The organism is Streptomyces sp. NPDC087901, assembly GCF_044742205.1.
Lineage (GTDB): Bacteria > Actinomycetota > Actinomycetes > Streptomycetales > Streptomycetaceae > Streptomyces.
Map to the genome: position 1 here is coordinate 19936 of NZ_JBIUUC010000028.1, position 15326 is coordinate 35261.

Below are 15326 nucleotides of genomic sequence, written 5' to 3' on the forward strand. Positions count from 1 at the left end.
CGGCCCGGTCGGCAAGGTCAGCGACTTCCCCGCGGGCTGAGGCATGCAAGTGCCCCGGACCGATCCGCGCTTCGCCGGGTGGTGGGAGGAGAACTCCACGGAGGCCTACAACACCCGTCTGGCCAACGCCTGGACCGCGTTCGGCGACCATGCGAAGTCCAGGGCGCGACAGCAGGTGTCCCACGCCTCAGGCCGAAGGGAAAGCACGTCTGACGTGACGGGTCACAACCGAAACCATCCATTTGCAGCTGGACGGCGGGCACGTCACGTTGCACAGGATCGGGGGGGCAGTCTTCACGAGGCCGCCTCCGGCCTGCATGCATCCATGCGGGGCACGTGCGGATCCTGTCCACGACGGCCCGTCTGCATCGAGGAGCATGGTTCGTCGCTCTCCAGGTCGACCCCGGCCACCTCGAGCGTGCACAGAAGCACCGAGCCATGCCAGTTGTGTCATTCCACGCCGGCAGGGCCCTGCCCGACGCAGCGGACAAAGACCTCCCGCCGCTGGGAGAGGTCAACCAGGCACGGAACAAGGTGCATCACCGGGTGGCGAACCTTCGCGAGGATGCTCTTCACAAGCTGCCGGCCCGTCGCGCCTCCGAGTGCGGCACCCTCGTCGTCGAGGACCTCAACGTGAGCGGGATGGGCTGCAATCGGCGGTTCTGCCGCCGGGTCGCGGATGCGGCGTTCGGCGAGATCCGGCCCAGCTCACGTACACGACCCGGCGGCACGGCACACGCCTCGTTTCGCCGACCGTTGGATTCGCTCCTCGAAGGCGTGCTGGCGCTACGTGAAAGCCAAGCTGCCCCTGGGCGTGCGTGTCGTCGAGTGTGTCAACTACGGGCTCATCTTGGGCCGGGACGAGAACGCGGGACACAAACCTGGTCGCCCTCGCTACTGCAACACCCTCACAGGTACCGGAGTGACCGGAGGCCTGGACCCCGCCGTCGTGGTGGGGTCGAAGTCGCGTGAAGCCGACCGCAAGACCCGCCTCACCCACTCGCGCTGTGAGGCCGGGATGGGGCGGGCAGGCGGCACAATCCCGCCCCCGGGGCCGGGACCGAAACGGGAGACCGTCAATAGGCCACAAGAACACACCTCGCACTGAGGTGACCCCGTCACGGACCATCCCGGCTGAAACGCCAGGATGGCTGACATCGCTTGATGAACGAAGTAACTCCTTGCATCAGTTCACGTAGATACCTGTGCGCTGGGTCGTCCACTCTCCGTTCCGCACAACGTAGACCGTCAACTGCTTGTCGGTGGCGTCTCCGTATTTGTCGAACGATACCGGGCCAGTCACGCCGGAGAAGGTCACATCCGCCATGGCGGCCGCCACTGCGGCGCGGGGCTGGGCGGGCAGGGTATTGCCGTTGTGGGCGGCGACAGTTTTGACGGCTTCGATGATGGCCCAGGCGCTGTCGTAGGCGTAGCCGCCGTACGTACCCGGTGGCGTCGAGAATCCAGCGATCTTGTAGTTGGTGACAAAGGACCTGGCCGAGTGGACAATTTCCACGGGGGCTCCCACCGAGGTCGCGACGTCCCCCTCGGCCTGATCGCCGGCCACGTCCATGTAGGTGGGCTCGTACATGGCGTCGCCGCCCACGACGGGAATCGCGCCGCTGACTGCCTTCACTTGCCTACTGACGCGTCCGCACTCGGGGTAGGCACCTCCGCAGAAGACAAATTCGGCACCCGAACTTGCAACTTGGCCAGCCAGGGTCGTGAAGTTCCGGTCTCCCACGCTGATGCTGCTCTTTCCTGCCACCGTCCCGCCGAGCCGGGTGAACTCCGACTCGAAGGTCGCGGCCAGGCCCAGACCGTACGCCTCTTCGTCATCTATAATGAATACTCGCTGCTTGTCGAGTTCCTTGTAGACGAACTGAGCGGCGAAGGGGCCTTGGGCCGCGTCAGTGGTGACCGTTCGGAAGTATGACTTGTACGGCCGCGCCGTGTGACCGGTGAGCCAGTCGGAGCCCAGCGTTAGGACCGGATTAGTGCTGCCGGGCGACACAAGAGTGAGGTCGGCCTGGTCCATTACACGTTGCATGGTCAGGGCAACTCGGGAATTGAGTGGCCCGACAACGCCGATCACATCTGGTTGGCGGACAAAGCGACTGGCATTGACCTTTCCTAGCTTCGACATCGCGCGATCGTCAAGGGCTTTGATCTTGAAGGTGACGCCCGGTACCGTTTGGTTCTTGTTGGCCTGTTGGGCTGCGAGGTGCACGGAGTTCACAATTCCCTTGCCTGACTCCGCGAGGGGGCCGGCGAGCGGCGCGTCGACTCCGATCGTGACAGTGCGGAGACGGATATCGCCGACGTCGTCCGCGCCGGTACCGCAAGCGCCGAGGCTGGCCAGCCCCACGGTCAGGGCAGCGCTGACGGCAAGCGCCTTTCGGGTCTTCTTTCGGTAAAGCACGTCATTCCTTCCCGGCAGTCGGTGGATCTGCCGCGACGGCTGCCGCGGGGAACCTGAACCTATAGATACAGCGAGCGACGCGCAGAGAGCCTCGTTGGCCGGGCTCAGGGTCGAGACTCACCTGGGTGCTGCGGCCTGGGCAATGATGAGTGACTGGTCGAGTACGACGAGCAGCGCGTCCCGTACAGACACCTTGTCGCGTGCATCGAACTCCACCACTGGCACTTCCTGATCGACCGCGAGAGCCCACCGCAACTCTTCCTGCTCGATGTGTTCCCGGGCGGGGAAGCTGTTCACCCCGATGGCGAAGGGCACTCCGGCCTTCTCGAAGTAGTCCACTGCGGGAAAACAGTCCTCGATGCGGCGCGTGTCGACGATGACCAGGGCGCCTAGCGCCCCGCGGATCAGATCGCCCCACATGAATCCGAAGCGGTCCTGGCCGGGTGTCCCGAACAAGTAGAGCTTGATGCCCTCATCGATGGCCAGGGAGCCGAAGTCCATGGCCACGGTGGTGGTCCGCTTCTCAGGCGTAAGACTGCTGTCGTCGACCCCGGATCCCGCCGCTGTCATGACAGCTTCCGTGGTGAGGGGCGTGCTGTCGGAGATACTGCCGACCGTGGTCGTCTTACCCACGCCGAATCCACCCGCGACAACGATCTTCACGGGCAGCGGTGGGCGTTTCCGTGAAGCGTGGCGGCGATATTCAGGAGATTGCGCGGAGACCACGGATGACCCTCCGGAGGGTGTCGACGTCCCGGGATGCGTCGAACTCGGCTAGGTGGGCAAGAACGCGGCCTTCCGCGTACAGGTCGGCGACCAGTACGCGGGCCACATTCAGATGGAGACGGAGTCGGGCGGAGATTTCGGCCACCGACATCGGCTCCCGACAAAGCTCAACGATGTCCCGGCGTTCGAAGGTCGTGTGTCGGTAGTCGGCAAGGCCGCTTTCGGTCGCCACCACCTGGGTCTCGATCTGTATGGCCTCGCTCGAGCTCTGAGTGCGTCCCTGAGTGATCAGGAAGGGGCGCGGCACCATGTCCAGCGGAGGTGGACCAGCGGATGGTGCCTCCGCTGGACCGAGGTTCCAATAACCGCTCTCCCCTGGGGTAGGCGGTTCGGATCCGTACGCGGTCATACCTGGATGTGGTTCTTGAGCTCACGGATGAGTTCCGGTGTAAGGGCAGCGCCCGCCCGGTTTGCGAAGAGAGTCATCTCGTAAGCGACCTGCCCGAGATTCGCTTGCTTCGAGGCAATTACCCCCATTACTGACCCGCATCCGATAGCGGAGATGAGTAGGTAGCCGTCGGCCATGTCGACGATGACTTTGTTGAGCGTGCCGAGCCGGTAGGAGCCCGCGACCCCGCCCGCGAGACTCGTCATACCCGCGACGATGGCGGAGAGCCGGTCCACGTCGGCTCTCTCTCCTTCAATGCACTGGGCGATCATGAGCCCGTCTGAGGATACGGCGATGGCGTCGCGCACCCCTGCGGTGTTCCCGGCGAAACGACTCAGCAGCCAGTTGAAGTTCTCGGCATTCTGGCTCAGGTCGCTCGATGGTCCCACGGACGTGTCCGAGCTTGTCATCTCAATCTCCTTCTGTGCTTGGGCGGGTCTGCGAGGCCCGGGCTATGCCGGCCTCGAATTCCTCGATCATGGCGCGCGCCGCGTCGGGATCCATGGTCTCGTTGCCAAGATGTCCGGCGTTCGGAATGAAGGACCCGGCTGGCATCTGGGCGCCCGGCACCCTGCGCACCAGCCGAGCGGGTTTGCTCGTGCGGCCCCCAGGGCGCTCAGCCAGTGCCAACACCGCAGCCGAAGCGGGTTCACCAGTTGGGGTAGGGCGCGGAGTCACCGCTCGGCGCTGCTCTCTCACCAGTAGCCGCTTGGGCGTGGGCTCCGGGGCGGACGAAAGGATTCGTGCGCCCCGCGCCCCTACAGGTTTTGCTGCCGTGAGTCCCTGGTTCAGGACTGGCGTAGTCCCGCTCGGCTGTTCCGCGCTGAACCAATCGAAGGGGCGAGGGAGGGGGCGGGCGAGGTGACTCCCTGCGTCAAGGTGGGTTGTCTCGACAGTGACCGGTTGGGCTTGGGAAGGCACGTCTATGGGGGGTGAGTGTGTCTCGCTGGCAGGCCATTGCGCGTCGGTCTCGGTCGGTTGGCGCGGAGCGGATGGACCGCTTGGTACCGGCGCGAGGGCCAGCGGCTGAGACATGCCCGCTGCCGGCTCTCGGTCGTTGGATGGGCGGGCGGGGCTGTGGAATACCGCAGCGGGCAACAGGATTCGGGCGGTGACACCCCTGTTCGGTGTGTGCTCCAGGCGTATCTGGAAATGGTGGCGTCGACTCAGCCGTCCCACCACGAACAGGCCGAGGAAGTCGGTCGACACAAGGTCCAGCCGCTCCTTGCGGATCAGCCGGGCGTTTTCCTCCGCAAGCCGCGCGTCCGCCATGCCGACGCCCTGGTCGATGATCTGGATCAGGCACAGCCCGCCGGGCAGGACCTCGGCGGTCAACTCCACAGGCGCGGTCGGAGGCGAGAAGGACGTCGCATTATCCAACAGCTCAGCGATCACGAGAGCCAAGTCCGCGGTGATGTGAGAAGAAACCAGGAGCGGGGGTATGTCCCCCAGTCGGACATGGCGGAACCCTTCGATCTTTCCCAGGGCCGAACGCGTCAGTTCCCCCAGTGGAACAGGGGAGCTCTGCAGGATATGTTCTGTCCACCCCGAGAGCACGACCAGGCTGTTCGCGTACCTGCGCAGCCTGGACGAGACGTGGTCCAGGCGATAGAGGCGTTCGAGCACCGCGGGATCGGTTTCGGACCTCTCCATTTTGTCGATCATCGACAGTTGCAGTGCGGCAAGGTTCTGGGTGCGGCGCCCCACGTTGCCCAGCATGGCCGCTGCGTTGTCACGACTGCGTACTTGGCGTTCCATCAGGGCAAGGGCAGCGTCCTGGACACGGTTGAAGGCCACCGCCAGCTGCCCGAGTTCATCCTTGGTCAGAGCCGGCACCCGCCTGATGCGCACCGGTGCCGGCCCGGACAACGACACCGCCCTATCATCCGCCACGCGCGTCAGCTCATCCTCGGCTGCCTGCGCGACTTGCTGAGCAGCGCCATGGAGATGACGCAGAGGTATCGCAATTGAGCGGGCCATCCATACCGCAAGCCAGACCATGGTGATCATGAGACCCAAAACGGCCGCAATGAATGCCAGCACCCATCTCCTTGCTTGTGACGCACTGTCGGAGGCCGCCACAGCGGAGTCACGAGCGATCTTGTTCTGGACCAGCAAGCGAAGCTGATCGAGGGAGTCGCTAGCCGCGAAGATGCGGGCGACCGTCACTCCGTCGGGCAAATCGCTCTGTTGAGCGATGCCGTGCGGACTGGCGTACGCCCAGAGAGTCAGTGCATCAGAGTAGATCTTGATCTTCGCGGCTGCGCCACTGGACTCGGCCTTCTGAAAGAGGTCCACCTCCGCTGACCTCGCGCCCTGGAGGAATCGGCGCCTCTCGGTGTTTGCTATGGCGGCACGGCTTTCCACATCAGCCATCAACTGCCGTGCCTGCCGTGGGTCCGACACCACCGTCAGGAGCAGCGCGCCAAAGCTGCTGCTGCTTTCATGCACACGCAACAGCTCTTCCACCGTGGCTTGTTCGCGGCCGAAGGTCGCCCGATCATTTGTCTGCGCGTTACCGCTGTATGGCAGCGCGTCGAGCAGCGCGGAGATCGCGGCACTGTAACGGGTGTTCACATCGGTCGATGTCAGTCCTCGACTCAGCACCAGGCGTCTGGTCCGGTCCAGGTCGGAGGCCTCCCGGAATGCGGCAGTGAGCGCGGTAGGCGCGCCCGGTCCGATCCAATTCTGTCGGAAGTCGCCGACGTCAGCGTCCGTTTCTGAAGCCTGCCTCACGACCGGGTTGCCTTCGCCATCAGGCGTTGCGAGATATGCGCTGGAGTACAGGCGCTCTCGCTGGAGGTCCGCGATGAGGTCGCCCACGTGCCGGGCTAGTCGCAACTCCTTGGCCGATTGCGTCGAATCCCGAGCCGCCTGAACGCTCTGGGTGACCAAGGGCACGGTGAGCAGTACCGCAGCCGTGAGTGGGAGGGCTGCGAGCACGATGATCCGCTGCCGTACTTGAAGATCAGCGAGCCGCACCGGCCGCCTTCTTTCGCGTGGGACGACCATGCTTCGGTCTAGACGGCAGGGCATCGTTCAGCTGAACACCCATGGGCTCATCACTTTCGGGGTTCTTCTCATGTCGCCCATCGGCTGATTCAGCTGCCCAGTCCGATCGGTATGCGGCTTCTGCCCCCGGCCCTTTCCCTCGGGAGCCCGATACCCTTGCCCTCCAGGCTAGCGCCACTGCGGCAAGAGCCAGGCCGGCAACAAGGACCATGAGTACGACGAGCCGGTTGTGCTCGCTGTCCCGCTCTCGCGTAGCGAGCAACTGGTCCAACTCCTCCAGCGCGGAGATGTCCAGTTCCACCGCTGTCCGGGCGAGTTCGGACCGACGGGCCTCCATGAGGTCAGCGCGCGGGGGGAGGGGCTGATCAACGAGTGGGGAGCTCGGTGCCAGCGGTTCGAGCGCCGCATGAAACGCGTCGATCTCGCCGAGGAGATCCTTGCCGATAGAGCTGCTTGCGCTGTTGTCGAAGCTCTTCGCCAGTCCGGCCTTGACAGCGGATGCCGCCGCGCTCACGCGGTCCCGGGCCACAAGCACGCGGGCTAGGGGGAGATCTTTATTCGTGTCCTGACCGCGCAGCACCTCGAGATCGGTCATCCGGCCGCTGTCGGCGATCGCCGATGGAAGCCGCAGCATCGCTGCGTCCATCAGGTAGTAGCTGTCGATCTGCGGATCGAGAATCAGCTTCGAGGTGTCCCCCACCCGCAGCATCAGGAAGAGAGCGACGTCCATGGTCTCCGAATAGGCCCGGTAAGCGCTCCGGCCGGTGTGGGGTGTGGCGGTCAACTCAGTCAGCCTGGCCCGCAGATCCGCCCAGCTGTCATGGACCCGCAGGATTCCACCCACGGCCGTGTCCGCTTCCGCCACCGCCGCGACGGCCTTTGTGAGATCCTGCGGATCCGGACGGCGTCCCGCGACCGACGTGGACTGACTGTCTGCGATGGTGGCGATCAGCGTGACCATGGGCCGTAGATACACCACGCCCCGACGCTCGGCCTTCACGAACTCGAGGTCACTACTCGAAATTTGCCCGAACCTCACGGTGGTGTAGGTGATGGGCGTCAAAAGACCGACGACCACACACAGCACGGCGAACAGTTGGAAGCCGCGCGAGGGGGCTCGCTTCGCCTGGAACATTCCTGGCATGGTCAGAAAAACCAACTTCCCACGTGACGAGGCCTGAGCTGCCTTCCCATAGCTGGAAACGTGCTGTGGCCTCGTCGAGTTCAGGCCATTTCAGGACGGACCTGATGGCCGCCTGCGCCCGCTCCGACGCGGCCGGCCCTGCATCCGGCCGGAGATCAGGGCGCCATCCGCGAGCACCCACTCCGCACCCCTGTCGGCACTCAAACCCCGTACGGTTTGGGCCGCTTGGAGCTCACCCTCTTGCCGCTCCTGTCAGTGCTTGAGGGGTGGTTCAGGGCGATGTCGGCCGTCACGACGTCGGTAACACCGGGTTGGTGTGCAGCGAAGCTTTTGTCGGAGGCGCCAGCCTTCTGGGTGACTATGGCCTGCTCGCCGAGGCACCGGATCTTCGCGTGGGTTGCGTTGTAATGCCCCTCTCCCCTCTGTAAGTGCCCGACCGCGGGAGGGCATCGCTCGAGGTGTTCGGCGCCCTAGATGTATTGACCCGCAGCGTTGTTGACTCGGTTGATTGGGGGCTGGCCTCCGAGTGCGGTGTGGCAGCGATGGTAGTTGTAGCTGTGGAGGAAGGCGTCGAGTGCTGTAGTCCGCTCGGTGTTGCTTGTGTAGGGCCGCAGGTAGGCCCACTCCTCGAGCAGGGTGCGGTTGAAGCGTTCGACCTTGCCGTTGGTCTGCGGCCGGTAGGGCCTGATCTTCTTGCGGGTGATGCCGGCCGCGGCCAGGGTCTGGGTAAACAGCCTGGATTTGTAGCAGGAGCCGTTGTCGGTCAGGACGCGTTCGACAGTGATGCCGTGGGCGGTGAAGAACGCCTGGGCCCGCTGCCAGAAGGCAGCAGCGGTCTCCTGCTTTTCGTCGGTCAGGACCTCGCTGTAGGCGAGGCGGGAGTGGTCGTCGACGGCGGAGTGGATGTAGCTGTAGCCGATTACTGGTTCGCAGCTCTTGCGTAGGTCGGTGGTGGCCTGCCGGTTCTGGTTGCCGGCTGTTCTGCCGACCGTCCGCCAGCCGCCGCCGTCAGGGATGTTGCCGAGCTTCTTGATGTCGACGTGCACCAGCTCGCCGGGGCGGCTGCGTTCGTAGCGGCGTATCGGCTCGCCGGTCGGGCGGTCCAGCCAGGCCAGACGGTTCAGGCCGTGACGGGTCAGGATCCGGTGCACCGTGGAGGCGGGCAGACCGAGGATCGGGCCGATGCGGGCCGGTCCGAGTTTGCGGGCCTGCCTCAGATCGCAGACAGCGGCCTCCGTGTCGGGGGCCGCGCGGTGAGGTGTCGTGCGAGGCCGGCTGGAGCGGTCGTGCAGACCGGCCTCGCCCTCGGCCCGCCAGCGGCGGACCCACTTATGGGCGGTGGGCCGCGATATGCCCATCTCTGCGGCGACGTGGGCGACCGGACGGCCCGCGAGCACTCGTTCGACCAGAATCCGCCTGCCGTGACGGTCAGCCGGGCATTACGGTGGGACACGAAGACCTCCGTGTGGTGCAGTCCTAGACAGCTCCACCACATCGGAGGTCTTCGTCATGTTCAAGACCTGCCGAGTGTCAACAACGCTCGTGATCAATACACCTAGACCGTGTCCTGTGTGGTGAGTCGGAGGAGTCGTTTGTAGCAGCAGAGTGCCGCGGCGAGACCGAGAAGGGCCAGGTAGTTGCGGGGGCGGCGTTCGTATCGAAGGTTGAGTCTGCGGTAGCCGGTGAGCCAGGACATGGTGCGTTCGATGACCCATCGTCGGCGTCCTTAGCGTTCGCTGGACTCGATGCTTTTGTGGGCGATGCGGACGCCGATGTGCTTGCCCCATAGCCATCTCCGCAGGTGAGGGACGTCGTATGCCTTGTCCGCGTGAAGGCGCTGGGGCTTGAAGTAGCGGCCTCGGTGGGGGTCGCGTCTCGTTTGGTGACCCGTGATCATGGGCTTCAGCGCGAGCACCGCTCCGAAGCGATGATCCGCATCGCGATGATCGACCTGATGAGCCGCAGGCTCACACGAGAGTCGACTCCGAACTGGAAGGACTCATAGCCGCCGGGCCACACTGACCCGCGCGCCCTCGCCCCTCATCGCCTGCGGCCAGCGGCCAGCGGCCATCAATGACACCCGCCGCCTCCCGGCAAGCGCCACAAGCGTTCCCTCGCCGCGGCAGCCACCCGTAATCAGACGGCGACATGCCAGCTTGCTGGACTCCGCACAGCGTCCTGTCGAAGATGCCGAAGGCATGGGAAACGTCGAGGGGAAGGCCCTCCGCGACGGCCCTTTCCCAGCGCATCTCCACGGGCAAATACGACGGCCGCGCGACCTCGAACCACTCGCCGGCCACATGGGTGGAGGCGTGGCACCAGGAACAGGACCAGATCTCCTCGTCCCACACAGTCGGCAGCGCCGGCCACCGCCACATCTCCCGTCCACACACATCGCACTCCACAAGCGGATCCTCACACGCCTCCGGGCATGACCCCAATCCGCTGACATTGGGCGCCTTACCAAACACCCCGGACGGGATAAAACGCTCTTTAAGACGTCGTTTTCATCTGTACTGCACGCCTATTAGCGGATTCATGGATGGTCGGGTCGTGGTGCTGGAGGGGCGGCAGGTGTGGCAGCGATCGCTGGTGCCTGAGGGGTGACACATGACGCGTGAAGTTGCTCGTTCCTGTCTCATCCCAGGATATTCGGTCTTCGCGGTCGTGTGCTTCTGTCGCCATCGTTGTGCGCCTGGGCGCATTCGGTTCAGCGCGGTACGCCGGAAGCATGGCTAAGCGACGTCGGTATCCGAGTGATCTGTCCGATGCCCGCTGGGAGTTGATCGAGCCGGTCCCTGCGGCCTGGCGCCTCGAGCACCGGAGCCGGGCTCTGGACTCCGGCCGGCCGCCCGAGCACGACCTGCGCGACATCATGGACGCGATCTTGTATGTGGACCGGACCGGGGTCCAGTGGCGGTACCTCCCGCACGACTTCCCGCATTGGAACACCGTCTACGGGTACTTTGCCAAATGGGCCGACGAGGGCGTGTTCGCCCAGCTCAACGGTCTGCTCAGGCAGCTCCTGCGGGAGAAGGAGGGGCGCGATGCCGAGCCTTCGGCCTGCGTGATCGACGCCCAGAGCGTCAAGACCTCCACCAGCGTTCACGCCTCGGGTCAGGGCATCGACGCCGCCAAGAAGATCGTCGGCCGGAAGCGGAGCATCGTCACCGACACACTCGGTCTCCTGCTGGCGGTGCTGGTCACTGCGGCCAGCGTGCAGGACTCCGTCGCCGCCACCCAGCTCGTCGACCAGATCGCCGCCGACCACCCCGTAATCCGCAAGGCCTGGGTCGACGGCGGATACCGCCAGCACCTCGGCGAGCGTGCAGCCGCCCTCGGCATCGACATGGAGATCACCGCCCGCAAGCCTGGGAGCAGGGGCTTCACCCCGATCCCGAAGCGGTGGGCGGTCGAGCGGACCTACGACTGGCTGATGCTCCACCGCCGCCTGGCCCGCGACTACGAAACCCTGCCCACCCGCTCCGAAGCCATCATCCATATCGCTATGACCGACCTCATGGCCCGTCGCCTCACCAGCGAGAACACCATCTCCTGGCGCGACCCGAAGACAACCACAGAACAGGCCATCTCGGGATGAAACGTCGGACGAAAACGACCTCTAAGGGCTGTCCTGACGTTGTAGCTATCAGCAGAAAACGCCGACTGTATGAAATACAGATAACACGGACGCAAAGCTCGCACTGCCGCAGGACTGGGACTTGTCGGGGCCCTGGCCATGATGGGCGCCCCCGCCCATGCCATTTCGGACCCTGCAATCCAGGCTTACAAGAACCAGGCCACAGGCCTGTGCCTGAGCGGCAGCGGCCGCACGGTCAAGCAGGTCACCTGCGGCCTCCCGGTCAGCGGAAGATATCGTTCCACTGAGCGTTTTCTGCGTTGCCTCTCCAGGGTGAGGACGGCCTTGGCGATTGACGTCATGCGGTTCGGGCTGCATCGCGATCTTCGGAAGATCCGCCAGGACTTGAGTCGCGCCATGCCGCGTTCGACGGGTGCCCGGGATGTTGCCAGTGCCCGGTTGACGGTCCGGTCTGTCGGGGTCAGCCCCCTGCGGGCGGGCGTTTGCGTCCGGTGGTGACCATGGGGCCGGCGCCCGTGTAGGCGCGTTCGGCCAGGATAGGGTGCCCCGGCGTTCGCAGATCCGGATGATGCGGTGGGTGCGGGCGGCGGTCAGGTCGTGGCACCGGCCCGGCAGGGCCGGTGATCCACAGCACTTGACCGAAGGGATCGGTTACGACCTGCACGTTCACGCCGTGGCGGCGGTGCTTGTGGGAGTAGTCGGCTTTCCCGTCGCCCACCCGGTCGCACTCGGCGAGCGTCCCGTCGAGCAGGACGTACTGCGGGTCGGTGTCACGCAGGACCTTCAACAGGCCCGGTGACCGGTCGGCCACAAGGTCGATAACGGCAGTGGTGTAGGCGCGGGCGGTGCCGACCGAGATGCCGAAGCCGGCGGCTATCTGGGTCAGGGTGTCGTGCTTGCGCAGGTACACCAGAGCGACGAGCGCGCGTTGGTGCGGCGGAGCTTGCTGCGGCGGCCACCCTCGCGGGTGACGATGAGCATGGTTGCCCACTCGACCAGCGCGTGAGACAGGTCGAGTGCGGCAGAATATGTAAATAACAAGGCACCTGCGCTGGTGAGTTGAGGCGCCCACACCCCCCTCAACGGCATGGGTGCCTCGTGCGTTGCGGCCTTCCCGCCGTCACCCGATCGGTGGCCGCTCTGAAAACGCTCAATGATCGGATGGAAGACCTTGCTGGCCAAGTCACGGCAGCATTCGCTCGTGCTCCTGTAGTGGCCGGCCCGCCCCAGTTCATTTGCCGGGGCGTGCCGGCGTTCAAGATGCACTTACACGCGCTCGCGGCCCACGCGAGAAAGCGGCTCCTGGTCATCCTCCGCCGCTGGCTGGGCGCCCTGCGGCTGGCGTCGCTTCACAATCGCCCAACCGATGGACAAGCACACCGCCCATCCCATGCCCACATATAGCGAGATTCGACCGTCAGGATCCATCGAGATGAGAACGGTCACCATCAGCAAGAACACGAACGCGACCCAGCTGCATGCCGATCCGCCAGGAGCTGGGAAGGACGATGCCGGTAGCCGGCCCGCGACCACCTCGCGGCGGTACAGGATGTGGCTGGCCAGGATCATCATCCAGGTCCAGATCCCAGCCGCCGTGGCCACGGAGGTGACGTAGGCGAAGGCTCTCTCCGGGACCAGGTAATTGAGAATCACGCCGATCCCCATGAGGGCTGCGGAGACGCTGATAGCGACGGCCGGCGCCTTGGTCGAGCTCAGCCGGCCGAGCATCCTTGGGGCTTCGGCGTTGGACGCCAGGTCACGCAGCATACGACCGGTGGAGTACATACCGGAGTTGCAGGAGGACAGGGCCGCCGTCAGTACGACAAAGTTGACGATTGCCGCGCCTGCAGGAATACCGATCTTGGCGAAGGCGGCCACAAAAGGGCTGACGCCTGCCTCGAACTCGGTCCACTTGACGACCATGAGGATGACGCTGAGCGAACCGACATAGAAGAGGATGATCCGGAACGGCAGGGTGTTGATGGCCTTGGGGAGGGCTTCCTCGGGGTTCTTCGACTCACCCGCAGTAACTCCGATGAGTTCCACGGCGAGATAGGCGAACATGACGCCTTGCAGGGTCATCAGGGAAGAGCCGATGCCGTTAGGGAAGAAGCCGTCATGGGCCCAGAGGTTAGCTGCGGTGGCAGTGTCACCGGCGGCACTAAACCCGAAGGTAACGACTCCGAGTCCGATCACGATCATGCCGATAAGGGCGGTTACCTTGACCATCGAGAACCAGAATTCGATCTCACCGAAGAGCTTCACCGAGATTAGATTGGCTACATAGAGCAGGATCAGAAATGCGAGCGCAGTCGCCCACTGTGGGACGGCCGGGAACCAGTAGTTGACATAGATCGCGGCAGCGGTAAGCTCGGCCATTCCGGTGACGACCCACAGGAGCCAGTACGTCCATCCGGTGACAAAGCCCCAGAACGGACCGAGGAACTCCCGGGCATACTCCGCGAAGGAACCCGATACCGGTCGATACAGGAGCAGTTCACCGAGGGCCCGCATAATAAAATACACGATGATGCCGGCGAGTGCGTACATCAGAATGAGGCTCGGACCCGCCTTCTCAATGTTCGCTCCTGCCCCCAGGAAAAGGCCGACGCCAATCGCGCCGCCAATGGCAATCATCTGTATCTGACGGCTGCCCAGCCCCCGCTCGTAGCCCTCTTCAAGCGTGGCTTCCGCGGCCGCGTCGTCGTCGTGCTTTTTGCTAACTCGTTTTGAGGTCACGTGTGGTGCGCCTTCCTGCTCCATCCCGATCTCGCCCCTGATTGGCGACGGATCGAGGTCCCATTTCCCCGGACATTGATGGATCGCACACCGACGGTCTGTCGGTTTGAAAGCTCTGAGCGGACAGGGATGGCGTCCCCCAGGCAACCGTGAAGAAGTATCACGGTCGCGACGACAGCTAAGCGAGGAGCAATGCGATGAATTGGTCGCGAAATATTGGACAAATATGGTCTCAATGCTTTATATCGCCCCTGTCGGGTGGCCCGATCGTTACGCGGATTTGAGCAACCTCTGAGCAGGACGTGGGCTGTGATGCACCTGACTTCCTCCGAATGGACAGAAGGGTGGCGCTGCCGGCAGACGAGGCCGGTGCGGATCAGGTTGCGCTCAGCTTCAACCCAGCTGGTGCGACTGCAGGTTGGTGCAGGTCTCACACTTCCACTCGAACCAGCAGCGCCTCTCGGCGCAAACAGAACCTGAACCAGGCCCCGAACGACTCTGCCGCTTATCTTGTGATGCTGTGCGGTTCAGCTGACAGCCTCTGGCCGTGCGGTTCCGGAGGTTTGGCGCGGTTGTTTGTCGAAGTCCGGCCCTGGCACCGAGAGGACCGCCGGCACTGGGTCATCGCCCGCCGCAGCGTCAGCCGACCGAAGGAGATCTCCTACTACATCGCCTACTGTCCCGCCGAGACCACACTCGATGAGCTGATCCGCGTCGCCGGCAGCCGGTGGGCCGTCGAAGAATGCTTCCAAACCGCCAAGCAGGAGTGCGGCCTGGACGACTCCCAGGTCCGCCGCTACCCCGGCTGGCACCGCCACATCACCCTCGCCACGGCCGCCCACGCCTGCCTGGCCGTCCTGCGGGCCCGCGCACTCGACACGGAGAAAGCAGAAACGGATCCTCCCAGCTCATTGCCCTGACCCTCCCCGAAATCCGGCGACTGACCACCCGCCTGACCCGGTCCAGCGCCAACCTCATCGACCATGTCCTGCACTGGTCACACTGGCGCCGCCGACGACAGTTCCAAGCCCGGATCAGCCACTACAGACGACGCGGCCACACGCCACCAGAAACTGCCCACACATCAGAACAAAGACCGTTGCAGTACTAGGTCCTGTTTCTCGGATCCCATGACTTGGGCGGGGTGTTGGGGCCAGGCTGGCTGTATGGGCCGTGGGGATCTGACGAATGCGGAGTGGGATCGGCTGGAGTCGTTCTTGCCTCCTGGTGGTGC

Annotated in this window: 10 protein-coding genes and 4 pseudogenes; 3 read left to right on the forward strand and 11 right to left on the reverse strand. The window is 64.5% G+C overall.

The window, feature by feature from the left end; translation table 11 throughout:
• Positions 1-1186: 1186 nt before the first annotated feature.
• From ACIOEW_RS39680 to ACIOEW_RS39715, 8 genes and pseudogenes are all read right to left on the reverse strand, one after another.
• On the reverse strand, positions 1187-2422 hold the full coding sequence (locus ACIOEW_RS39680) for a branched-chain amino acid ABC transporter substrate-binding protein (protein ID WP_401970295.1): 1236 nt from the start codon (positions 2420-2422) through the stop codon (positions 1187-1189).
• Positions 2423-2539: 117 nt separating this feature from the next.
• Positions 2540-3148, reverse strand: coding sequence for a GTP-binding protein (locus ACIOEW_RS39685; protein ID WP_401970298.1), 609 nt, complete (start codon positions 3146-3148; stop codon positions 2540-2542).
• Positions 3126-3458 carry a DUF742 domain-containing protein gene (locus ACIOEW_RS39690; protein ID WP_401970301.1) on the reverse strand — a complete coding sequence of 111 codons (333 nt, stop codon included), beginning with the start codon at positions 3456-3458 and terminating at the stop codon, positions 3126-3128. Before ACIOEW_RS39690 ends, ACIOEW_RS39685 begins: the two co-directional genes overlap by 23 nt.
• Positions 3459-3553: 95 nt before the next feature.
• The gene (locus ACIOEW_RS39695) at positions 3554-4006 is read right to left on the reverse strand and encodes a roadblock/LC7 domain-containing protein (protein ID WP_401970302.1); all 453 of its coding nucleotides are present in this window, start codon (positions 4004-4006) and stop codon (positions 3554-3556) included.
• A gap of 1 nt (position 4007) precedes the next feature.
• Positions 4008-6578 (reverse strand): nitrate- and nitrite sensing domain-containing protein, encoded by a 2571-nt coding sequence (locus tag ACIOEW_RS39700; RefSeq protein ID WP_401970305.1) that lies wholly within the window; start codon positions 6576-6578, stop codon positions 4008-4010.
• The gene (locus tag ACIOEW_RS39705; protein WP_401970307.1) at positions 6565-7743 is read right to left on the reverse strand and encodes a hypothetical protein; all 1179 of its coding nucleotides are present in this window, start codon (positions 7741-7743) and stop codon (positions 6565-6567) included. The genes ACIOEW_RS39700 and ACIOEW_RS39705 overlap by 14 nt, the downstream gene beginning before the upstream one ends.
• A 479-nt stretch (positions 7744-8222) precedes the next feature.
• Positions 8223-9205: pseudogene (locus ACIOEW_RS39710) on the reverse strand (IS481 family transposase).
• Positions 9206-9307: 102 nt separating this feature from the next.
• A pseudogene (locus tag ACIOEW_RS39715) lies at positions 9308-9658 on the reverse strand (transposase); the annotation flags it as partial.
• A 3-nt stretch (positions 9659-9661) separates the two neighbouring features.
• On the opposite strand from ACIOEW_RS39715, the pseudogene ACIOEW_RS39720 reads away from it, so the two are divergent.
• A pseudogene (locus tag ACIOEW_RS39720) lies at positions 9662-9757 on the forward strand (IS5/IS1182 family transposase); the annotation flags it as partial.
• 726 nt (positions 9758-10483) lie between these two features.
• Positions 10484-11353: an IS5 family transposase gene (locus ACIOEW_RS39725; protein ID WP_401970309.1), complete on the forward strand. Its 870-nt coding sequence runs from the start codon at positions 10484-10486 to the stop codon at positions 11351-11353.
• A 185-nt stretch (positions 11354-11538) separates the two neighbouring features.
• Here ACIOEW_RS39725 and ACIOEW_RS39730 read toward each other — a convergent pair whose 3' ends face one another.
• The 3 genes from ACIOEW_RS39730 to ACIOEW_RS39740 all read right to left on the reverse strand — a co-directional run bounded on the left by ACIOEW_RS39730 (position 11539) and on the right by ACIOEW_RS39740 (position 14116).
• The gene (locus tag ACIOEW_RS39730; RefSeq protein ID WP_401970317.1) at positions 11539-11817 is read right to left on the reverse strand and encodes a transposase family protein; all 279 of its coding nucleotides are present in this window, start codon (positions 11815-11817) and stop codon (positions 11539-11541) included.
• Positions 11814-12263, reverse strand: coding sequence for a transposase family protein (locus ACIOEW_RS39735; RefSeq protein WP_401970310.1), 450 nt, complete (start codon positions 12261-12263; stop codon positions 11814-11816). Before ACIOEW_RS39735 ends, ACIOEW_RS39730 begins: the two co-directional genes overlap by 4 nt.
• 356 nt (positions 12264-12619) lie before the next feature.
• Positions 12620-14116, reverse strand: a complete 1497-nt coding sequence (locus ACIOEW_RS39740; protein ID WP_401970312.1) for an amino acid permease — start codon at positions 14114-14116, stop codon at positions 12620-12622.
• Positions 14117-14670: 554 nt separating this feature from the next.
• Between ACIOEW_RS39740 and ACIOEW_RS39745 the strand changes: the two are divergent.
• Positions 14671-15012, forward strand: a pseudogene (locus ACIOEW_RS39745) (transposase); the annotation flags it as partial.
• Positions 15013-15326: the final 314 nt, after the last annotated feature.

Excerpts from the sequence above, each read along its gene's own strand:
- ACIOEW_RS39695 (WP_401970302.1), bottom strand. The coding sequence starts at position 4,006 with ATGACAAGCTCGGACACGTCCGTGGGACCATCGAGCGACCTGAGCCAG.
- ACIOEW_RS39740 (WP_401970312.1), bottom strand. The coding sequence starts at position 14,116 with ATGGAGCAGGAAGGCGCACCACACGTGACCTCAAAACGAGTTAGCAAA.
- ACIOEW_RS39725 (WP_401970309.1), top strand. The coding sequence starts at position 10,484 with ATGGCTAAGCGACGTCGGTATCCGAGTGATCTGTCCGATGCCCGCTGG.
- ACIOEW_RS39705 (WP_401970307.1), bottom strand. The coding sequence starts at position 7,743 with ATGTTCCAGGCGAAGCGAGCCCCCTCGCGCGGCTTCCAACTGTTCGCC.
- ACIOEW_RS39690 (WP_401970301.1), bottom strand. The coding sequence starts at position 3,458 with ATGGTGCCGCGCCCCTTCCTGATCACTCAGGGACGCACTCAGAGCTCG.